The organism is Biomaibacter sp. TOL, assembly GCF_059717795.1.
On the sequence record NZ_AP046092.1, the window covers coordinates 1,432,674 to 1,454,560 of the forward strand.

20 protein-coding genes are annotated in these 21,887 nt (G+C 45.4%); 4 read left to right on the forward strand and 16 right to left on the reverse strand.

Annotated features, from left to right (window positions below):
• Positions 1-41: 41 nt before the first annotated feature.
• On the reverse strand, positions 42-1,097 hold the full coding sequence (locus AC6I1H_RS07210; RefSeq protein WP_497740279.1) for a LacI family DNA-binding transcriptional regulator: 1,056 nt from the start codon (positions 1,095-1,097) through the stop codon (positions 42-44).
• Positions 1,098-1,376: 279 nt separating this feature from the next.
• Positions 1,377-1,526 (reverse strand): hypothetical protein, encoded by a 150-nt coding sequence (locus tag AC6I1H_RS07215; RefSeq protein WP_497740280.1) that lies wholly within the window; start codon positions 1,524-1,526, stop codon positions 1,377-1,379.
• 146 nt (positions 1,527-1,672) lie between these two features.
• Between AC6I1H_RS07215 and AC6I1H_RS07220 the strand changes: the two genes are divergently transcribed.
• The 3 genes from AC6I1H_RS07220 to AC6I1H_RS07230 are packed head-to-tail and all read left to right on the forward strand — an operon-like array spanning position 1,673 to position 3,574.
• On the forward strand, positions 1,673-2,053 hold the full coding sequence (locus tag AC6I1H_RS07220; RefSeq protein WP_497740281.1) for a GntR family transcriptional regulator: 381 nt from the start codon (positions 1,673-1,675) through the stop codon (positions 2,051-2,053).
• Positions 2,050-2,919 carry an ABC transporter ATP-binding protein gene (locus tag AC6I1H_RS07225; RefSeq protein WP_497740282.1) on the forward strand — a complete coding sequence of 290 codons (870 nt, stop codon included), beginning with the start codon at positions 2,050-2,052 and terminating at the stop codon, positions 2,917-2,919. Before AC6I1H_RS07220 ends, AC6I1H_RS07225 begins: the two co-directional genes overlap by 4 nt.
• Complete coding sequence (locus AC6I1H_RS07230) at positions 2,912-3,574, forward strand: ABC-2 transporter permease (protein WP_497740283.1); 663 nt, start codon at positions 2,912-2,914, stop codon at positions 3,572-3,574. Before AC6I1H_RS07225 ends, AC6I1H_RS07230 begins: the two co-directional genes overlap by 8 nt.
• 267 nt (positions 3,575-3,841) lie before the next feature.
• On the opposite strand, the gene AC6I1H_RS07235 is transcribed toward AC6I1H_RS07230, so the two are convergent.
• The 6 genes from AC6I1H_RS07235 to recD2 all read right to left on the reverse strand — a co-directional run bounded on the left by AC6I1H_RS07235 (position 3,842) and on the right by recD2 (position 11,216).
• A complete protein-coding gene (locus AC6I1H_RS07235) occupies positions 3,842-4,414 on the reverse strand; it encodes an HD domain-containing protein (protein WP_497740284.1) in 573 nt (190 codons plus the stop codon).
• On the reverse strand, positions 4,407-5,891 hold the full coding sequence (gene gltX / locus AC6I1H_RS07240; protein ID WP_497740285.1) for a glutamate--tRNA ligase: 1,485 nt from the start codon (positions 5,889-5,891) through the stop codon (positions 4,407-4,409). The genes AC6I1H_RS07235 and gltX overlap by 8 nt, the downstream gene beginning before the upstream one ends.
• A gap of 123 nt (positions 5,892-6,014) precedes the next feature.
• Positions 6,015-7,232, reverse strand: a complete 1,218-nt coding sequence (larC, locus tag AC6I1H_RS07245) for a nickel pincer cofactor biosynthesis protein LarC (RefSeq protein WP_497740286.1) — start codon at positions 7,230-7,232, stop codon at positions 6,015-6,017.
• Positions 7,233-7,322: 90 nt separating this feature from the next.
• Positions 7,323-8,069, reverse strand: coding sequence for a nickel pincer cofactor biosynthesis protein LarB (gene larB, locus AC6I1H_RS07250; RefSeq protein ID WP_497740287.1), 747 nt, complete (start codon positions 8,067-8,069; stop codon positions 7,323-7,325).
• A gap of 18 nt (positions 8,070-8,087) precedes the next feature.
• A complete protein-coding gene (gene larE / locus AC6I1H_RS07255) occupies positions 8,088-8,936 on the reverse strand; it encodes an ATP-dependent sacrificial sulfur transferase LarE (protein WP_497740288.1) in 849 nt (282 codons plus the stop codon).
• A 93-nt stretch (positions 8,937-9,029) separates the two neighbouring features.
• Positions 9,030-11,216 carry an SF1B family DNA helicase RecD2 gene (gene recD2 / locus AC6I1H_RS07260; RefSeq protein ID WP_497740289.1) on the reverse strand — a complete coding sequence of 729 codons (2,187 nt, stop codon included), beginning with the start codon at positions 11,214-11,216 and terminating at the stop codon, positions 9,030-9,032.
• A 265-nt stretch (positions 11,217-11,481) separates the two neighbouring features.
• On the opposite strand from recD2, the gene AC6I1H_RS07265 reads away from it, so the two are divergent.
• Positions 11,482-13,146, forward strand: coding sequence for a glycosyl hydrolase family 18 protein (locus AC6I1H_RS07265; RefSeq protein ID WP_497740290.1), 1,665 nt, complete (start codon positions 11,482-11,484; stop codon positions 13,144-13,146).
• Here the strand turns inward: AC6I1H_RS07265 and AC6I1H_RS07270 are convergent, their stop codons facing one another.
• The 8 genes from AC6I1H_RS07270 to AC6I1H_RS07305 form a co-directional block, all read right to left on the reverse strand.
• Complete coding sequence (locus tag AC6I1H_RS07270; RefSeq protein WP_497740291.1) at positions 13,147-14,841, reverse strand: diguanylate cyclase; 1,695 nt, start codon at positions 14,839-14,841, stop codon at positions 13,147-13,149.
• Between the two features lie 228 nt (positions 14,842-15,069).
• Positions 15,070-15,525 carry a glycosyltransferase family 2 protein gene (locus tag AC6I1H_RS07275; RefSeq protein ID WP_497740292.1) on the reverse strand — a complete coding sequence of 152 codons (456 nt, stop codon included), beginning with the start codon at positions 15,523-15,525 and terminating at the stop codon, positions 15,070-15,072.
• A gap of 61 nt (positions 15,526-15,586) precedes the next feature.
• The gene (locus AC6I1H_RS07280) at positions 15,587-16,228 is read right to left on the reverse strand and encodes a response regulator (RefSeq protein WP_497740293.1); all 642 of its coding nucleotides are present in this window, start codon (positions 16,226-16,228) and stop codon (positions 15,587-15,589) included.
• A gap of 15 nt (positions 16,229-16,243) precedes the next feature.
• A complete protein-coding gene (locus AC6I1H_RS07285; RefSeq protein ID WP_497740294.1) occupies positions 16,244-17,407 on the reverse strand; it encodes a sensor histidine kinase in 1,164 nt (387 codons plus the stop codon).
• Positions 17,408-17,473: 66 nt separating this feature from the next.
• Positions 17,474-18,670: a methionine adenosyltransferase gene (gene metK, locus AC6I1H_RS07290; RefSeq protein ID WP_497740295.1), complete on the reverse strand. Its 1,197-nt coding sequence runs from the start codon at positions 18,668-18,670 to the stop codon at positions 17,474-17,476.
• A gap of 32 nt (positions 18,671-18,702) precedes the next feature.
• Positions 18,703-20,286, reverse strand: coding sequence for a HEAT repeat domain-containing protein (locus AC6I1H_RS07295; RefSeq protein ID WP_497740297.1), 1,584 nt, complete (start codon positions 20,284-20,286; stop codon positions 18,703-18,705).
• 75 nt (positions 20,287-20,361) lie between these two features.
• A complete protein-coding gene (locus AC6I1H_RS07300; RefSeq protein WP_497740298.1) occupies positions 20,362-21,015 on the reverse strand; it encodes a class II aldolase/adducin family protein in 654 nt (217 codons plus the stop codon).
• A gap of 45 nt (positions 21,016-21,060) precedes the next feature.
• Positions 21,061-21,864, reverse strand: a complete 804-nt coding sequence (locus tag AC6I1H_RS07305) for an S-methyl-5'-thioadenosine phosphorylase (RefSeq protein ID WP_497740299.1) — start codon at positions 21,862-21,864, stop codon at positions 21,061-21,063.
• Positions 21,865-21,887 lie beyond the last annotated feature (23 nt).

Sequence of the window (21,887 nt, forward strand, 5' to 3'; positions counted from 1 at the left end):
TGCGGCAAAATAGAAATCGATTTCTATTTATTTAAAAAAAATTAACGGGGTTTTGAACTGCTTTCTCTTACAACAAGATGTAAATAGCTACTGAGATCGACCTGCTCTACATCTCTTTTTTCTTCCATAATTTCAATCAATGTTTCCATAGCTAATTTCCCCACTTTATATTTCTCAAATCTCATTGTGGTCAATTTAGGATTTACTAGGGTAGAAAAAAACAAATCATCAAAACCTATAACAGAATAATCTGCCGGCACATTATAACCATTTTCCTGCAGGGTCGAAATACATGCCAATGCTATTATATCATTCATGCATATAATGCCTGTTATTTCCGGGTTTTCCCTAAGAAGGCGATTCGTTAAATCCACACCTATTTTGCAATCATAAACATTATCAAGATAATCTATGTTATCATGTTGAGAATCTAAATATATATATGTGTCTTTTATCCCCGCTTCTTCAAGTGCCTTTTTATATCCCTGTATTCTATCTTGCCTGATAGTATTTATTAAAGGCGGTGTTAGAAAAGCTATTTTTTTGTGACCCAAATCAATCAGGTGTTTTGTTGCTACATATCCTTCATGATACCTATCAAAGTAAAAAACATGAGCTTTCGGTTTAAACAATTTCTTTGTGTATATAGAAAGAACTTTCCCGCCTTGTTCAATATATTCATTTATTTCTTCTGTTACTGGATCTATAAATATAGTGATTATTCCTCTAACAAAATTTTGCATTAGTAATTTAATATAGTTTTTTTCTCTATCTTTTATGCTGTCGCTGCTGCAAATAAATAATGTATAGTTATTCTTATAAGCCACATCTTCTATACCCTTTACAACGGACGGGTAAAAAGGGTTAGATATCGAAGGCAATACTATCCCTATATTGCGACTGTCCTGCTTTTTAAGACTACGAGCAGATAAATTTGGATAATAATTCATCTCATCGGCTGCTTTTAAAATTTTCTCCCTCAATTTTTCGCTTACCGGATAATTGCTGTTGCTCAATACCCTTGATATGGTACTGGGCGAAACATTAACTCTTTTTGCAATGTCATAAATTGTAACCCTTTTATGTTCCTTACCCAAATCATCACACCTTTATCATACTTTAAATAGAAATCGATTGTTACATCGATTTCTATTATAATACTATCTTTAAAAATTGTCAATAATTTTTGATGACCCAAATTTTTATTTATTTATAAACGGTAACTATAAATTCATCTCCATCTTCTTTAAAAACCGGTTCAGGCTGGTTATTTTTTTGAATTCATCGATTACCATCGATATTTGAGCCAGTGAGTCAGGGGACGGTTCCTTGACTCACATACAGTGAGTCAAGGAACCGTCCCCTGACTCACTGGCTCATGATGCCCGCTGCACCGGGCCTCCCCCGCATGCTTCATACTGCATCTTTTGAACAAGAGCCGAACTCTTATTGGTGTTTTCCTTAATTACTCTCAAATACCTGCGCAGCTTATTTTTATTGCCCGGGTTCACCTCCATCAGGGCCACTGCATACCCCTGGATGATGGAAAGCGGGGTTTTGAGGTATGGGCCAGAGCTTCCAGCATTTCCCAAGTAAAACTATTGACATCAAACCATTTGCTGTATATACTGTTTATATACGGATAATACTTTATATACAGAAGGAGGTGCCTATGCAGATCATCATCTCCTATGCATCAAAAGAACCCATATATGAGCAGATAGCCAGGCAGATCAAAAATCAGATACTGACAGGAGAGCTCTCGGCAGGAGATATGCTCCCTTCCATCAGGAGTCTTGCCAGAGAACTCCAGATCAGTGTCATAACCACCAAAAGGGCCTATGAGGAACTGGAGAAAGAAGGTCTCATAGAAACCGTCGGAGGAAAGGGAAGCTTCGTATCGGGTGAGAACAAAGAACTTCTGCGGGAAAAGCGGCTCAAGATGCTGGAAGAAAAACTGGAGAAAGCGGTGGAAGACGCGCGGCTTTTGGGCTTAAGCCTTGCAGAGCTTCAAGAAATGCTGGAACTTTTTTATAAGGAGGGCGGAAAATGAACCCTATACTGAAAGTTCAAAACCTGAAGAAAAAATTTAAAGACTTTACACTGAAGGATATCAGCTTCAACCTTGATCGGGGCTATATCATGGGGTTCATCGGCCCCAACGGAGCCGGCAAGACCACCACCATCAAGCTGATAATGAATTTGATAAAAAAGGACGACGGAAAAGTGACCTTTTTTGAGGGGCTCGACAGTATCAGGAACGAAAGGGAGATAAAACAGAGGATAGGTTTTGTGTATGATGAAAACCACTATTATGACGACCTGACTGTACAGGAGATGAAATATATCATCGCAAGGCTTTACAGAAACTGGGATGAAGCTGTCTTTCAAAAATATTTAAAGAGGTTTAAACTCTCTCCCCGGAAAAAGATTAAAGACCTTTCCAAGGGAATGAAAATGAAATTTTCCATTGCCCTGGCCCTGTCCCATCATGCCGAGCTCATCATAATGGATGAACCCACATCAGGCCTGGACCCGGTATTCAGGGCGGAAATACTCGAAATCCTCTCCGACCTCATGCAGGACGAAAACATGGGGGTACTCTTCTCCACCCACATCACCAAAGACCTGGAAAAGATAGCCGATTACATTACTTTTATTAACAAAGGAGAAGTTGTGTTCAGCGACACCAAAGACGCCGTAATGGAAAGTTACGGTATAGTAAAGGGCGGTAGAGAACTTCTGAACGCCGATATCAGGAAGGAGTTTATCGGAATAAGAGAGAACGAGTTTGGTTTTGAGGCTCTGACCAGAGATGTGAAAAAAGCCAAAAGGGTCCTGGGAAGCAATGTGGTTTTCGAAAGGCCCACTCTGGATGATATCATGTTATATACGGTAAGGGGGAATAATAATGCTTAACCTGGTGTTAAAGGATTTTCTTATACAGAAAAAAACACCCCTTATATCCATCATATACAGCGTGTTTTTCTTTATAGTCTTTCGGGGAAGTGTCTTCAAGAATTTTGTATATATCATGGGCTCTGTAGCTATCGGTTATATTTACATCATGTATACCGTTAACCTGGATGAAAAAAATAAGAGCGATATAATAATAAATAGCCTGCCGGTAACAAGAAGGCAGGTGGTGATGTCAAGATATTTATTTTATATCGCCGCCATACTTTCCGGCATATTATCAATGGCAGTGGTGGGCATTATTCTTAAAACAGTCCCGGGATTTTCCGGCTTTTACTTTATAAAACCAGTGGATTTCCTGGCGGCGTTTTCTATATCCGGGACCCTGGTCTCCTTTCATACACCGCTGGCTTATAAGTTCGGAATCAATGCAAGATATTTTGACATGGTCATGTTTTTTGGATTGTTCTTTGCTCCAGGTTTGCTGGCGGGTTATATAAAACAGCATTCCCATATGGCTATGATCAACTATTTTATGAATTTAATACAACATCTCAATTGGAACTTAATAGGTTTGACGGTAATAGGCATCACCCTTATCATCATGACCATTTCCCTAGCGATTTCCATCAGGATATATGAGAACAAGGATTTATGATGGACCCTTTCTTCCTGCATGTAGATTTTACTGAGATGTACCAGGTGCGGTAAACCGCACCTGGTAACGCGCCACAGGCGTCAGAGGATGTCTTCCCGATGCAGTAATGAATAGCCCGGATTTTTATTTAACGAAATCGAGCATACTTCAAACCGGAATTAACAATACTGATGCAAAACGACAGGATAACCGCTATATCCAGATGCATGATAGAGAAACTTGATCTGGCGCCGGCACTTTCCAGAAAAGCAAAGCTTTACATATCGATTATTCGCCTTTCAATCCAATCTCATCTGCCACTTTCTGCATGCCTTTTATGGTCTCATCGATTATCTGGTCTAAATCCATGCCTAGCATCTTTGCGCCTTCTTCTATGACTTCCCGATTTACTCCTGCGGCAAAGCTTTTTTGCTTCCATTTCTTTTTCACGGATTTTACAGTAGTCTCCATTATGCTCTTATCAGGCCGAACCAGAGCTGTAGCAGTGACAAGGCCTGTCAGTTCATCAACTGTATATAAAACCTTTTCCATTTTTTCGGTAGGCTCTATATCGCTGCAGAGTTTCCAACCATGGCTCTGGATGGCTTTTATGTAATCTTCCGGCCATTCTTTTTCTGTCAGGATGTCTTTTACTTTCTGACAGTGCTGCTCGGGGAATTTCTCATAATCGAGGTCGTGCACCAAACCTATGATGCCCCACTTTTCAACATCTTCCCCGAAAAGCTCGGCAAAGTGGCGCATCACGGCTTCCACAGTCAATGCGTGCTTGATGAGGCTTTCATTTTGGTTGTATTCTTTTAAAAGTGCAAAAGCTTCTTCTCGTGTGGGAACCTTAGGCATGTTTATTATCTTCCTCCTTTATCCACCCGGCGGCTTTTCTCATCCGTCTTATGGTTTCTTCCTTCCCCAGCAAAACTATTATTTCGAAAAGGCCCGGCCCTACCGTCCTGCCAGAAATGGCAAGGCGCGTGGGATGGATGAGTTCCGCAGCTTTAAGCCCTATGCTGTCGGTAAGAGCCCTGAAAGCTTTTTCCGTAGAGTCATGGGTAAACTCGTCAAGTTTTTCAAGGGCTTCGGCTCCCTTTATTAAAAGTTCGGCGGCCTTTTCCCCGGCAAAATGCTTCTTTACACCCTTTTCCTCATATTCCGTCACATCTTTGAAGAAGAAGGCGATAGAGTCGGCCAGTTCGTCCAGGGTCTTGGACCTGTCCCGGGAGATAGCTACTACCTGCTTGATGTATTCATATTTTCGCCCTGCATCTTCGTCGGAAATTATTCCTTTCTTTAACATAAAAGGAATGACCTGTTTTGTTACATAGTCTATATCCAGCTCCCTCAAATAATGGCCGTTTATCCAGGTAAGTTTTTTTACATCGTATACGGCTGCTGTCTTGTTCACCCTCTCCAGGGAAAATTCCTTTATCGCCTTCTCCATGCCGAAAATCTCCTCGTTCCCTTCCGGCGACCATCCCAGAAGGGTCAGATAATTCACTATGGCTTCGGCAAGATATCCCTGGTCCCTGAATTCCTCCACCGACGTGGCTCCGTGGCGCTTGCTGAGCTTGCTCCTGTCCGGGGCGAGTATCATGGGCACATGGGCAAACTGCGGGATTTCATACCCCAGTGCATTATATACCTGAATCTGCTTTGGGGTATTGGAAAGGTGCTCTTCCGCCCTTATGATGTGTGTTATGCCCATGGCGTTGTCATCCACTACACAGGCGAAATTGTATGTGGGAATGCCGTTGGATTTGAAAATGATGAAATCATCCAGGACCGAGTTTTCAAACACGACCCGGCCGCGGATGAGGTCATCCACTACGGTCTGGCCTTCCTGAGGCACTTTTATCCTTATGGTGGGTTTGCGGCCTTCGGCTTCAAACTTCTTTTTCTGCTCATCAGTGAGATTGCGGCAGCAACCGTCATAGCGGGGGGCTTTGCCCGCCTTTAAAGCCGCTTCCCGGCGCTCGGCCAATTCCTCCGGCGTGCAGTAACAGTAATAGGCCTTGCCTTCAGCGAGAAGCCTTTCAACCTCTTTTTTATAAATATCCAGGCGTTGAGATTGAAAATACGGCCCGAAATCCCCTCCCTTTTCGGGGCCCTCGTCCCAATCTATGCCCAGCCACCGAAGAGAGCGCACTATCTGTTTTGCCGATTCCTCGGTGGAACGTTCGGTATCGGTATCCTCGATCCTCAAAACAAAAGTTCCGCCGTTATGACGGGCAAACAAAAGATTGAACAGCGCCGTACGCGCCCCACCTATATGCAGGCTTCCTGTGGGGCTCGGAGCAAATCTTACGCGAACAGTATCTTTCATCAAAAAACACTCCAATCGAGCTGAAATTTCTTAAACAAGTATATCATTAAGGCACGTAATTTACAATGTTTGCGCTTTGTTTAATGTAATTTTGTGTTGTGAGTCAAGGAACCGTCCCCTGACTCATTCGATGAATTTTAATATTTCTGTGGAAATTTTGTTCATAGGCATACCCTTTTCTTGGGCAAGTTTTTTTAAATCTTCATATTCCGGAGTTTTTTTAATTATTTCATCACCTTTTCTGGAAATCTTCACTCTCACGTTTCCAAAAGGTGTATTCACCTGCCTTATTTCCCTGAAAAGCTTGGTGCGGTCCATCTCAATTTCCCTCACGCCAATGGTGGTCGTATCCTTCAGGATTGATTCGGCCAGTAGGTTCTTTTTGGCCTCCGGGCATATGCATGTCAGTTTCACGGCCGGGCGGGTTTTTTTCATTATTATCGGTGTGAGGAACACATCCAGCGCGCCTTTGGCCAGAAGGCTGTCCATCACTTCGTCGTAAAATTGAGGATTCATGTCGTCGATGTTGGCTTCCAGCACCGCCACCCGGTCACGGTCGAAGCCGTCGCATGAAGATCCGCCTGCAAATTCCGGCGCCGCTATGCACCCATCGTCCCGCCATTTTTCATCCTGCTTCAGCAGTACGGCCCTGAGCACATTGGGGCAGCTGCGCCTGGCTTTGCCCATGCCGTAGCCGGTTTTTTCTATGGTCCCAAGGGGCATTGGTCCGAATTGATGGACAAATGTTGTTATCAGCAGTGCCCCCGTTGGAGTGGTAAGTTCTCCTGCTTCGCCTCTGGAATATACCGGCGCTCCCTGCAGCAATTCCACCGTGGCCGGAGCTGGGACGGGCAGTACGCCGTGGGTGCATTCTACGGTGCCGGAACCCACGTTCACGGGGGATGCGCAGATTCTGTCCGGCTTCAGCATATCCATCAATATGTGGGCGCCGACTATATCCACAATGGAATCCACTGCCCCCACTTCATGGAAGTGTATTTGCTCGGGGGATTTGCCGTGGATTTTGCCTTCGGCCACGGCAAGCTTCAAAAAAGCGTCCTTGCTCTTTTGCTTTACCTCAGGTTTGAGGCCGCTGTTATCGATTATTTCATATATGTGTTTCAATCCTCTATGGGGATGTTGTTCATGAGCAATAACATGTACATCGGTACCGTTTATGCCTCCGCTTTCGGATTTTTTTATTTTTATTTCATAGCCTTCCAGGGGTAGTTTGTGCAGTTCATCCAGAAATTGTTTCTCATCAAGGCCCAGGTCCAGTATAGCCCCCAGGAACATGTCCCCGCTGATACCGGAGAAACAGTCAAGATATAACGTTCTCATGTCATTTCGGGCGCGTTTTGAAACGCTCCCCGACCTCCTTTTCTTTAAATTTCAATTTCAACGCCGCAAGGCATGTGGTCCCGCTTCCCTTTAGCCTCCCAGCCGGTTTATCTGATGGGCGGCGAATCCCGCTCCAAAGCCGTTGTCGATATTGACCACGGTGATGCCTCCGGCGCAGGAATTCAGCATGGTCAAGAGCGCCGAAAGTCCGTGAAAGCTTGCGCCATAACCCACACTGGTAGGAACAGCTATGACAGGTTTGGCAACAAGTCCCGCCACCACGCTGGCCAGAGCCCCTTCCATGCCCGCTACCACTATGATCACCTGGGCTTTGTGCAGGACATCCATATTCATAAAAAGCCGATGTATTCCAGCCACGCCTACGTCATAGAGCCTTTCCACCTTATTCCCAAAGACTTCGGCGGTAACGGCGGCCTCTTCGGCAACGGGGATATCGGAAGTTCCTGCAGAAACCACGGCTATAACACCTTTATTCTGCGGCAATTTTTCCCGCTCTATCAGGAAAATCCTGGCATCATCATAGTATTTTGCATCGGGGGCAATTTTTTTTACTTCTTCAAAGATGTTTTTATCCGCCCGTGTCCCCATGATGACCGCGCTTTTATCGAGCATATGCCGAACGATTTCGACTATGCGGGGCAGAGTCTTGCCCTGGCAAAAAATGACTTCGGGCACGCCTCGCCTTAAAGTCCGGTGATGGTCAATCATGGCAAAACCCAGGTTTTCGTATGGGAAAACCTGAAGGTTTTCTATGGCTTTTTCAAGGGTGATTTCATTATTTTTATATTTTTCGAGGATTTCTATGATTCTATCCAAAATTGCTCATTCCCCCATCTAATTTTTCCAGGCGGCCTTTTGCTCGTCTTTTAAAACTTCGTTCATACTGCCAGTCCTGTATCCCAGAAGATCGAGCGTCACATATTTAAAACCCGTCTGTTTTATCTTCATTGCCACCTTCTCCCGCAATCGGCTGTCAAAAAAACGGCCCATTTCTCCGGGTTCCACCTCAATGCGGGCTATGTCGCGGTGGCTCCTTACCCTGTACTGGGAAAATCCAAGGGCTCTCAATATTTCCTCGGCTCGGGCTACCCTTTCAAGTTTTTCCCGGGTAATTTTTTCACCGTAAGGAAATCTCGATGAAAGGCATGCAAAGGAGGGTTTGTTCCACGTGGGAAGCCCCGTCTCTTTTGAAAGGGCCCTTATATCGTCTTTTGTAAAGCCCGCTTCCTTCAGCGGACTTCTTACCCCCAGTTCGGCAACGGCCCGCATTCCAGGGCGAAAATCCCCGGTATCGTCAAAATTGGAGCCATCCACCACAAAATTCAAGCCTTCACTGCGGGCAGTATCCATCAATTTCCCAAAAAGTTCCCTTTTACAGTAGTAGCACCTTTCAGGGGGGTTATCAGAAAAGCCCGGGATTTCCAGTTCCTCGGACTCAATTATTTTGTGGCGGGCTCCAAGCATGCTGGCAAGGCTCACAGCATCCTGCAATTCCCTTTCGGGATATGTAGCGGATTTTGCCGTCACCGCCAGGACATTATCGCTTCCTAGAACTTCCAGACAGACTTTTAACAAAAAGGTGCTGTCTACACCTCCGGAAAATGCCACTGCTACACTGGATAGGCTTTTTATTATTAATTTTAATCGTTGCAGCTTTTGTTCTAACTCTTGACTCTTGGGCATTTGTGAACCCCCTTTTTTCAATATAATAAAAATAATAAAAATGTTTCCTGTGTAAAAACTAAGTCCGCTGCCGAAGATGGCAAAAGGCACCGTTTACCTCGCGCCATCGAATTCCTCCATTAATCTATCCGCCAGCCGGCTGTAACGCGCCATGGCCCTGTTATTTCGTATGGCTATGTTTAAGGCCTGTTTTGTGCCCACCAGCACCAGAAGCTTTTTTGCGCGGGTGACGGCGGTATAGAGCAGGTTTCTCTGCAGCATCACATAGTGCTGCGTGGTGACGGGCATCACCACCGCCGAAAATTCGCTGCCCTGGCTCTTGTGCACCGAAAGGGCATAAGCCAGGCTGAGTTCTTCCAGGTCCTGTGACTGGTAGATTACCTCCCGGTCCTGGCCGGGCTCCGCAAAAGCCACCAGAATCCTGCCCTCTTCATCGATTTTAATTATCCTGCCCAGATCGCCGTTGAACACTTCTTTGTCGTAATTGTTTTTAATCTGCATCACCCTGTCGCCTTCCCGAAAAGTGGTTGAACGAAAACGCCATTCTTTTTTTGCAGAATCTGGAGGATTCAACAGTTGCTGGAGCTTTTCATTCAGGTTCATTACTCCGACGATTCCTTTTTTCATGGGAGTTATGACCTGAATATCTTCCATTGGATCAAATCCGGCGTATGCCGGAAGCCTTGTCTTGACCAGCGAAAGAACGGTGTTTAAAATTTCTTCGGGGGGTATCACCTGTTCGAAGAAAAAATCCCTGCCCTTCACATTGAGATAAGGAAAGAGGCCGTTATTTATCCTGTGAGCGTTTACCACTATCATGCTCTCCCGAGCCTGGCGGAAAATCTCGTCCAGCACCACCACAGGCACCCTTCCGCTGGAAATGATTTCCCGGAGCACGCTGCCCGGTCCCACTGAGGGCAGCTGATCCTTGTCGCCCACCAGGATCAGCCTTGCTCCGGGCTTCAGAGCCGAAAGCAGGTGGTGCATCAGGATAACATCCACCATGGATGTCTCATCGACGATAATCACATCTTCGTCCAGGGGTTCATCCTGATTCTTGCCGAAGGCCATGCCGCCTTCTTCGTATGCTTTGTATTCCAGGAGTCGATGGATAGTTCTGGCCTCATGGCCGGTGGCTTCTGCCATTCGCTTGGCGGCCCTTCCAGTGGGAGCTGTCAGAGCTACTTTGAGTTTTTGGCCTCTGAAAAATTCAATAAGGCTCTTCACGGTGGTAGTTTTGCCCGTGCCCGGGCCTCCGGTAATCACAAGAACGCCGGAAGAAGCGGCCTTTTCCAGTGCCTCCCGCTGTTTTTTCGCGAGCTTTATGGAACACTTTTGCTCTATACAGTCTATCTGTTTGTCGGAAATTTCCAGAGGCTTTCTCATCATGGCGGCCAGTAAAAAAAGGCGTCTTGCCACAGATTTTTCCGATATGAAAAACGGCGCGAGATAAATGTCTTCTCTGCCCCAGGCCTTCTCCACTATTACATCCTGTCTTTCCTGCAATGCAGCCAGCGCCTGATTTAAAGGTGCTTCATCCCGTATTTCCAGTAATTCTACGGCCTTGCGCATGAGCTCTTCTCTTGGCATAAAAACGTGGCCCTCATCCGCCGCTTTATAAAGGGTGTATTTCAAACCGGCGCAAAGCCTTTCGGGAGAATCCATCTGAATTCCCATCATTCTGGCTATCTTATCGGCGGTCTTAAATCCTATTCCGTATACCTCATCCGCCAGGCGGTAGGGGTTTTCCTTCAGCACTTCTATAGATTTTTCCCTGTAATTTCTGTACACTCTGACCGCCACTCCCGGTCCGATGCCGTACTGCTGTAAAAACAGCATTATCTCCCGGGTCTCCTGCTGTTCCCGATAGGATTCAGCTATCATTTCCATCCTTTTTTGCCCGATACCGTCTATTTTAAGAAGTTCTTCGGGGGATGCCGCCAGAATCTCCAGTGACTTCTCCTTAAATTTTTCAACGATTTTTCTGGCAGTAACCGGTCCTATGCCGCGAATTATGCCGGATGCCAGGTAGTTTTCTATATCCTTCACATTTGCGGGTATAAGGCTTTCGTAATATTCCACCCTGAGCTGGTAACCATAGTCTTTGTGCATCACCCACCTGCCCCTCAGTTTCAGGACTTCGCCCACTTCTATGCACGGAAAATATCCAACCGCCGTCACCAGATCATGGTTTTCTTTTACCGAAACCTTCGCAACTGTGAAGCAGCTTTCCTCGTCGTGGTAGGAAACCCTTTCCACAACACCTTCCATCTCGACCATACGCCCACTCCTAAAAAGCCTTTTTCGGAAGTTTCAGGGATATTCTGCGTTAAATTGTACCATTTTTTCACGTGCAGCGCAACACAGCTTTCAATTTTCGAAGTTCGAGTATTTGGTTGTTCGATTCTCCGCTTTCCTGTCTCGATTTCCCTGGTACCAAAAAAGAGGAAAAAGCATATTTTTGTCGAATAAGGTGTTGTAGCGTTTTGATTTGTGCAGAAAATATGTCCGCTGCCGGAAATGGCCCGGCGCCAGGGAGGATTTTATGCCACCTTTACGAAAAATTTTTTTGGCTTTACTTCTTTCATCGGGAGCGGTATTTTACATTCTGCTGTTTACAAGTCTTTATTCGGTTCGGGTGTATTCGGAGGATAAACCCGTCCTGATTTTTGAGAATAAAGTTTTCGAAGATGAACCTTTCATAATAGAGAACGGAAATATACTTGTGTCATATAATATATTGAAAGAAAATCTTGACCCGTATATATACTGGGACCCGGGAGAAAACAAGGTCACCATCACCACATACGACAAGACGGTCCGTCTGAAAACCGACAGCCTTACAGCCATCATAAACACAAAACCTGTTGAAATTTCCTTCCCGGTAAAAGTTATAAAACAGCCTTACATACCAATAAGGCTTCTGGAAGAGCTATATAATGTTGATATCCGTACGGTTAATGAAAACAGGATAATAATCGACCGCAAGCTGCCAGCAAGGAAAATGGCCCGGGCCATCGGCAGGGAAGTGGCCGTGAAACTTTTTCCTTCATGGTTTTCGCCCGATGTTGCAAAAATCGGTGCGGGAGATAGCCTTGCTTTGTTCGATTACGACCAGGGCTGGTACCAGGTGAGGACGCGGGATGGGATTATTGGTTTTGTTCCCGGGAAAAAACTGGAGGTTTTTGAAATGGATTACAGGCTGCAAAAAACTCCGGAAAAGTTTGTGCCAAATTTCGGTCGAGGAAAACTCAATATGGTGTGGGATTATATTCACAGCGCTGCTTTCAACATCCGCCGGGAAAAAGCCCCTAAAGGTCTTGATATAATTTCCCCCACCTGGTTTTCCATTGTCGACGGCAAAGGCACCATTGAGAGCAAGGCGGACATTTCATATATAGAATGGGCTCACAGAAACAATCTTGCAGTATGGGCGCTGATAGACAACAATTTTGATCCAAAAGTGACTCATGAATTTCTCAAAAGTTCTGACGCCCGGGAAAACATCATACGACAGATTCTCATGTATGCGGAGCTTTTTCATCTGGACGGCATAAATATCGATTTTGAAAACATTAACATTGAAGACAAACGCCTGCTTGTGCAGTTTATGCGGGAACTCGTGCCCGTAATGCATGAAGCCGGCATCACCGTTTCCCAGGATATTACTGTAAAATCTCAGAGTCCCAACTGGTCACTGTGCTATGATAGAGTGGAGCTCGGTAAAACCGTGGACTATCTGATTTTGATGGCATATGACGAACACTGGGCCGCAAGCCCTAAAAGCGGCTCGGTGGCTTCGATAGGGTGGGTGGAAAAGGGAATAAAGACGCTTTTGGAAGATGTTCCGCCGGAAAAAGTAATTCTGGGCCTGCCCTTCTATACCCGCGAGTGGGAGGAGAGCCCGGGGCCCGACGGGACAACCGTGGTAAAATCCAAAACCCTATCCATGGTCCAGGCGCAACAAACCCTGGAAAAAAATAAAGCCCGGGTGTCATGGGATGAAACCGCCGGGCAGAATTACGCATATTACACCAAAGGAGATTCTGTTTACAAGATATGGCTTGAAGATGAAAAGTCCATACAACTAAAGGCTTCGTTGGTGAAAAAATATAACCTTGCGGGAGCCGCCGCCTGGAGAAAAGGCTTTGAAGTTCCCGCCGTGTGGGATGTAATCTTCGATGTGCTGAAATCCCCAATGCGAATGTGACTAACATCTGCCTTTAAACCGGACCACCTTGTTCCTGCCGTCCTGCTTTGCTCCGAACAGAAGGGCGCTGTCCGCCTTTTTCACCAGATCCTCCACCGAGAGGGCGTCGTCGGGATAGGATGCCACGCCTGCGCTTACAGTTATATACAGGCTCTTGCCTGAAACGGTCTTCGCGAGTTCGGTCTTCTCCACCACCTGCCTAATCCTTTCGGCAATGCACAGTGCTTCCGATGAAGAAATATCCGGCAGAATGATGGCGAACTCTTCGCCGCCGTAACGCCCCACCACATCTTTTTCACGCACATTGCTCTTTAATACCGCCGCCAGATTTTGCAATATATTATCGCCCGTAAGATGGCCGTACATATCATTGAAGTCTTTGAAATGGTCTATGTCTATAATGATGAGGCTGAAAACGCCTCCGTTGCTTTTTACCCTGCCTACCTGACGCTCCAGCTCATCATATATGTATCTATAGTTATAAAGCTTTGTAAGGCCGTCCGTTACGGCCATCCGGGCAGTCCTGCCGAACAGCCTGGCATTGGAAATAGCCACCGCAGCCTGATTTGCCAGTATGCTCATCAATGTAAGGTTTTTCTCTGTATAAATATAGTTTTTCGAACTAGTAAGGGAAATAGCCCCGATGTATTCGCTACCGCTTATCAGTGGAACCGTCATCATGGATCTGGTATTTTCCGGAAGGCCGGCTAAACGTAAATACCTGGGATCGTCCTGACAATTATTTACAATTTCCCCCTTTCCTCTTAAAAGACTGGAACCGGTAATTCCTTCTCCCGGCCTTATCCTCACTTCTTTAAACCTGATATCGTCAATACCGTCATATAATGCGGGCACCAGAGCGTCGTGCTGGTATACGTAAAGGCATGCGGTATCCCAGGGAGCTAAATCTGTTATGGACGCCAGCACTATTTCCAGCACCTCGTCCATATCCAGCGTGGAAGTCATGGTCGCCGCCACGTCATAGAGGGCGCGAAGTTCACGGTTAGTTGCAATCAGGTTCATGTAGAACCGGTATATATATACCGCTATCATGTAAGGGAAAAAAACGGCAAACACCGAATAAAATCCGAAGTATTTATAAGTTTCCGACATTATTATACCCGCCGGCAACGCTATTACATAGGTAGCGGCATCATTCATTAAAGACTGACCCAGTTTTAGAAATAGTCTGTTATGTCTTTCCAGATCTATATAAGCTTCCACCATAGCATTGTTTATGAGGAAGTATGTCAGTATCCCTGCGCCTCTGGCTACGGCTTCGTGAATCGATACGCTTTCGGGAATTATTTTTGCGAAAACAAAATACATTCCAAGGGCGCCAAAAAAACTCAGCATATACTGACCTGTCACAAATAAGATGATCGGCACCTTTTCCCGGAATTCATAGTTCCTGCGTTGAAAGCTCTGGACAATAATGGTGCTGAGAAACTTCATGACCGCGGCGGGCACGGGACCGAAAATTATGACGGACGCGTATACGAAGCCGAACTCCATGGTTAAAAAACCCCGGTTTATGCGAATGTAATTAAATTCCGATATGATCATAAGTATTAGAAATACAAGAAAATTTTCCCATGATTCATGTATTGTAAAGCCATAAATATATATTGAGACAAACAGTATCCCGAATCCGAGAAAGGCGGTTGATAAGGCATATTTCTTAACACAAACCATAAATATATATGCCCCCACAATAATTTTTTATATATATTCTACACAAATAGTATTTTTCCTTTTTTTATTCAAAAAAAAAAGACCCCAAAAATCTCAGGGTCAACACCACGAAAGAAAGGGGGGCATAAAAAGAACTAAGGGGTAAAACTTTGAGAAGAAATAGGGCTTTTACAAGTATAATTATAAGTTGTATTGGAAAAAATTGATATCACTCGGTTGTCCTAATTTTTATAGTATTTTAGACCCATTTCGACACTTTTCAGTTCTTGATAGAAAAATGTCGTCAATGTTTCCGGTGTACGCCGTTGAATCGACCATGAGTATCACCGGCTTATCCACATATTTTAAAACTTCCTGCATGCATGCCTTTGCAGGCAGGTCCGGAAGCAGCAGCGCATTCAATCCGGCAAATTCAAGCGACAATTTTTCCAGTATGGCCGTTGTCTCGTCTGAAGAACCGCCATCCACGATCCAGAGCTCATTCGCACTATTGAAATGGTGGCGCCTGTAAAAGTTCCTGACAATGCCTTCTATTTTTTCCTGCGCATTTTTTACAATAATTACCGTTTCAGGATATATTGCGATTTTTTTGTGGAAAAATGCCGAACAAAAACCCTGAAGCAGGCAGAACAATCCGAAAACGGCCAGCGTCGACAGGCAGATGATTTTAATGTCGATTTGCATATTCATACCCCCACCCCAGCATATATATATTCATTTTATTCGGATGGGGGCGAAGCCGTTACTATACCAGTTTGTTCTTTAGCGCGAACACCGCCACCTGAGTGCGGTCCTGAAGATTTAATTTTCTCAAAATGCTGCTCACATGGTTTTTTACGGTCTTTTCACTTATGTTGAGTTTACTTGATATCTCATTGTTGTTCAGGCCATCGGCTATATACGCCATAACTTCTTTTTCCCTGGCTGTTAATGGTTTTTTAGCGCCGGCCACCGGCTGGGTCATGCGGTTGTATTCGGCTATCAGCGCCCGGGTAAGGGTGGGCTGAATGTACGTTTCCCCGCGGCTTACGGATCTCACTGCATCAATCAGGCCCTGCGGATCTATATCTTTTAATATATAACCGAAAACCCCCATTTTTATGAGCTCAAGAAGATACTCCCTATCATCGTATATAGTGAGGATCACCATTTTCGTGTCCAACCGTTCCTTTTTTAAAATTTTTGTGACCTCTATGCCGTTCATTTTCGGCATATTAATATCCAGTAAGACCACCCGAGGCTTTTTTGCCCTGACTTCTTCAATGGCCGAAATACCATCCGAGGCTTCTCCAACCACTTCAATATCTTCTTCCATCTCCAGAATTTTTTTCAAACCCTTGCGCACTAGCACATGGTCGTCTGCCAGGACCACCGAGATTTTTTCCATCTCCTTTTTCCTCCTTCATCTTTCTTTTATGGGAATGGTTATAAAAATTTTTGTGCCCTTGCCCGGAGCAGTTTCAATGTTGAGCGAACCGTTTAAAAGTTCGGTGCGTTCTTTTATGCTCAAAAGCCCGAAATTGTCATGTACGCTGGAGTAATCCGCCGCCGGATTAAACCGGAATCCGCCGCCGTCGTCCATAATTATGAGGTTAACCAGGCCATTGTCAATTTCAAGCTTTATGACCGCATTATTCGCACCTGAGTGTTTTTTTATATTTGAAAGAGCTTCCTGGATTATCCTGAAAAGAGTGACTTCTATGTTGGAATCCAATCTCATTTTATCTCCGAAAACCTTAAATTCAGTATTTATTCCCGTGTCATCCTGAAATTCGGAACATGAACGCCTCACTACCGCCTCAAGACCGAGGTCGTCCAGTGCCGATGGCCTTAAATTAAAAATAATTTTTCGAAGTTCCTTTAGAGAGCCTCTTACAATTTCTTTCAGCTCTTTTAACTCTCGTTTTACCCTCTCCACATCTTTTTCAAAAAGTTTTTCGCATATTTCGGCCTGGATTATCACATTGGCCATGGTTTGAGCCGGGCCGTCGTGTATATCTCTGGCTACGCGTTTGCGTTCTTCTTCCTGCGCTTTGATGATCTGGGATGCAAAATTGCATTTCTGGGATACATCTGTAAGCTGCCCGGAAATATTCTCTAGATTGCCCTTCAGAAAGCTCAGAGCGACGCCCACCTGCATGGTGAGATGTTCTGCCTGATTCAGGATGGTCATCATACTTTTATAGCTTCTCTCAAGGTCGTCTCTTTTTTCTCTGAGCTGTGCTTCCCTTTCTTTTTCCAGCGAGAGCCTTATCTGGATGTCCCTTGCTTCTTCGTAAGCGGCTTTTATGTCGTCTTCGCTGTATTTCCTGAAATCCCTGCTTACTATCATGAGTCTGGCTCTCGCCGCTTTTTCCTGTTTTTCCAGGGCATCGACCTCTTCTATGGTCTCTGTTATCTTCTGTTTTACCTGAAACATCTCTTTTTCAAGCCTTTCACATTCCCGTTTTGAATGCTCGGCTATGTTGAAAATTTCATTCTGGCCTTTTTCCACCGCCTCTATGGTGGAATTAATGACTTTATTCAGGTAGGCGATATCCAGCCGACCTTTTTTCAGATGAGCCACCCCCTTTTCAGATAATATTCGACAAAAATAGCATATTCCCTTCTTTTTAACAAAAATAGCAGCCATTTACAGGCTGCCTGCTTGTTTCCTTAAAATCTCCGCCTTATCGGTCCTTTCCCAGGAAAGGTCCAGATCGGGCCTTCCAAAATGGCCGTAGGACGCTACTTGTTTATATATGGGCTTTCGCAAGTCCAGGTCCCGGATTATGGCCCCGGGGCGCAGGTCAAAGTTTTCTTCGATTAATTTCCTTATCTTTTCGTCGGAAATGACTCCAGTGCCGAAAGTATCCACCATGATTGATACCGGATGGGAAACTCCGATTGCGTAAGCCACCTGTACCTCGCATCTAGACGCCAATCCAGCTGCCACTACATTCTTGGCCACATATCTTGCGGCATAAGATGCGGAGCGATCCACCTTTGTGGGATCTTTGCCGGAAAAGGCTCCTCCTCCATGTCGTGCGTAACCTCCGTAAGTATCCACTATAATTTTCCGGCCGGTAAGCCCCGAGTCCCCGTGGGGGCCGCCCACCACAAACCTTCCGGTGGGGTTCACATATATTTTGGTGGCGCTATCCATTAATCCTTCCGGAACGACCTTTTTTATCACATGCTCGATTATGTCGGCTTTTAAAGTCGACAGTTCCACCGATGACTTATGCTGTGCAGATACCACTATCTTGTCCACTCTCACGGGTTTTGAATCCGCATACTGAACCGTTACCTGTGTCTTGCCGTCAGGTCTTAAATACGTAAGCAGTTTATTTTTCCTGACTTCCGCCAGACGCCGGGCAAGCCTGTGGGCCAGGGATATGGGCAGGGGCATAAACTCCGGTGTCTCGTCCACAGCAAATCCAAACATCATGCCCTGGTCGCCGGCTCCCATCCTGTCAATGTCGTCACAGGCTTCCCGGCTTTCTCTCGACTCGTAGGCATTTTCGATTCCTATAGCGATGTCCGGAGACTGGTCGTCAATCGAAGTCAATACGGCACATGTGTCGCAGTCAAATCCGAATTTTGCTCGGGTGTATCCTATCTCCCTGATAGTATCCCGGGTGATTCTGGGAATGTCCACATAACAGTTCGTCGTAATTTCCCCCATCACCATCACCAGACCGGTGGTGACGGCAGTTTCGCACGCCACCCGCGCATAGGGGTCTTCTTTTAAAATGGCATCCAGTATGGCATCTGAAACCTGGTCGCAAATCTTGTCGGGATGGCCTTCTGTAACAGACTCTGAAGTAAACAGAAAATCCTTTCCCATTCTATACCTCCTTTTCTAAGGTCATTAAAATATCATTCAAACGCATCGGGATTCACCCTCATGTCAAACCCATTTTTCATGTTGTTCAGGGCAATCCTGATACTCTCAATAATCATTCTTTGTATAAACGGATGGTAATAAAGGGGACTTATATTCATATGAAAAAGCGCTGAAAGAACAATTTTCACCAGTTCTTTTTGACCCGCTCGATCAAGAAAATCCGCTGAAAGTTCCATCATCCTTTTTATCGTGTTAATCTGAGGCTCGATCAGTTCCTGGGTAAATTTTGAAAAAAGCTTTTCCGCCTTTTGCCTGGTCATTTTTTTTATAACATAGCCTCTTCTTGATTTGTTCTCATCGGCATAGTCGTACACTCTGGGCTCCGCAATGAACCAGTCGTCAAAAATTCGATAATTGAACAGGTCAAAAGTTTTTTTAAAATACTCCTCATTATTCAGGATCTCTTTTATATCGTATTCTTCAAAGGAAGGTTTATAAGCTTCCGGGCTTAAGTTATAATTTTGTTCCAGAAGATGTTTCCAGAAAAAAAACTGGTATGGTATTTCCGTATCATTTTCCTGATTGCGCAAAAGTGCGTCCCTTATCAGTGCTACAGCGTAATCCATATTGCATTCCGCTATGAGAGTAGTTTTGGAAAGTTCCTTTACTGAAGAATTAAATTCCCGGGCGGTTATCTGCGGTACTCCCCAGCAGTCTTTAATTCCCGACTGTACATTTAACAGCAGGTTCATTGAAGTAAGTTTCCGGGGCTTTAAAGGGTTCTTCCAGGCGATCCATAATGCCCGGCTTCCAAGACCGTCAATTGATGAGATTATTATTTTCACCGGTTCCGAAAGTTTCACCGGAGCCGGTGTTATCTCCATCTGCACGCCGCTGAATTTCAATCTCTGTGTCTCTTTTTCCACAATTTTCCTTACCCGGTCGTCATTTATGCGATTCAATAATTTATTGAGAGTAAAAAGGGACTTGCCGGATTTTATCTTTCCGAGAGCTTTCACCGCTTCCTGAGCCAGTGGAATATCGTCCATCAAAGCGATTATCTCTAGAAGCCCCACAGCCCGCTCGTCCTTCAAATCTCCGATATCCCTTACATAGGACAATTTCATCTCCGATGAAAATTCTTCCATATCATCAAGTATATACAATATAAGGAAGTAATCTTTTTCAATGTCCTCCAGCATCTCCGTAAGAGATTCGGAAGCAACCCCGTCAAAGTCCTTCATTATTACATCCAAGGGCAGTTCTCCCGCATCCACTCCGTAATGGGACAGCACCGTAAGAATCCTCGCCTTAACTTTATCCGATATGTCCGGCATGATAAGTATGTCCATCAATGGCGGCACGACATCGTAGTTATCGGCATACTCAAGAGCATAACAGACTACGGGAGCCAGTCCCTCATCGTTTTCCCTCAGTTTGGAAAGGCAAACCTGCACCACCTGTTCTCCCATACTGAAAAGTTTCTTCATGGATTCATTCATCTGCCATACGGTATATTCTTTGTCTTTTAAAGATTCCAGAAAGTCCACTATTTTTCTCTTATATAAGAGCCGGTAGTCGACTTTAGAAGCTTTTTCAGGAGTCCTTTTTCGCATGTGCCGCTCCTTCCTTTTCAGCGAAATGCCGCACTGTCTATTATATTACAATTGTTTTTTTTATGCAATGCCGCATCATTCTTTCTTGCCCTGTCCGTAACAGCGTATATAAAAGTCCTTCAAATGGCGCACTTCGCTCAGGCCCAGGGAATGGGGCTGCCCTAGTATCTTTGATTTAATGAATATCTCAGCCGTTTTTTCCACCATCAAACTCAGTTTGAAGGCTTCTTCCAGGCACCTTCCCACCGTCACCACTCCATGATTTGCTAGAATAACGGCATTTCTGTCTTCAAGGGCGGCGAGTACATTTTCGGCCAGCTCCCGGGTGCCGGTGGGAGCGTATTCCGCCACCTTCACCGGTCCCCCCACCATGGATGCCATATCCTCCATGATGCACGGTATCTCCGTCCTAGACGCGGCACATGCGCTGGCGTTGGTGCTATGAGTATGAATCACGGCTTTTACATCCGGTCTTGCCCTGTATATGGCCGCATGCATTGGCGTTTCTACCGAAGGCTTCCTGCCGGGACCGACGGGATTTCCAGCGAAATCCACAGCGACAATGTCTTCCGGCTCCAGCACGGTATAATTCATTCCGCTGGGTGTAATGACAAATAAATCCTCATCTTCTTCCCGGGCGCTCAGGTTTCCCCAGGTGGCCACCACCAGGCCTTCTTTCACAATCTTTTCTCCGTATTCTACCACCATCTGTTTGAGTTTGAGTAACATGAGATCACCTGTCCTGTTTTTTTAATCTTATTTTGGTTCGATTCTTTATGCCATCCTTGCGCTCTTGAGTTCTTCGCCGCACTTGCAGCCTCTTTTTTCAGGTATATGCATTATTATATCATAAAGCAAGTCTTTCAGTTTGCCGATATTTTCGTTAAAAACTTTCAATACCATCTCATGGCTCACCGGTTCTATGTCTGTGTTCCCTTCAAGGCCCACGTCGTAGTCCGTAATGAGGGTGATATTTGCATAGCAGATTTCCATCTCCCGGGCGAGGACCACTTCGGGATACTGAGTCATATTTATGACTTCCCAGCCGTGGCTCGAAAATTCCCGGCTCTCAGCCTTCGTTGAAAACCGCGGCCCCTGGACAACCACTACGGTACCTCTTTCATGCACAGGCAGGCCTTTTTCTTTTGCCGTCTCAATGGCTATTTTGCGCAGCTCCGGGCAGTATGGCTCCGCGCCGCCGATGTGTGTGGTTATCGGCCCATCGTAAAAGGTATCTTTGCGTCCCCAGGTACGGTTTACAAACTGGTCGCAGATTACAAAGTCTCCGGGTTTTACATGGGGCTGCAGGCTGCCTGATGCGCAGGGACCCAGAATCCTTGTTACCCCCAATTGCTTCATGGCATATACATTGGCACGGTAATTTATCATGTGGGGCGGAATGGTGTGGTGCTTCCCGTGCCTTGGCAGGAATGCTACGGACTTGCCGCCTATTCTGGCAAGGGCAATTTTATCGCTGGGGGGGCCGTACGGGGTTTCCACCGTTATCTCTCTTACGTCATCCAGAAAAGAGTAAAACCCCGAACCACCAAACACGCCAACATCGGCTCTGAAATCCATCAAAATCATCTCCTTAAGTTTAA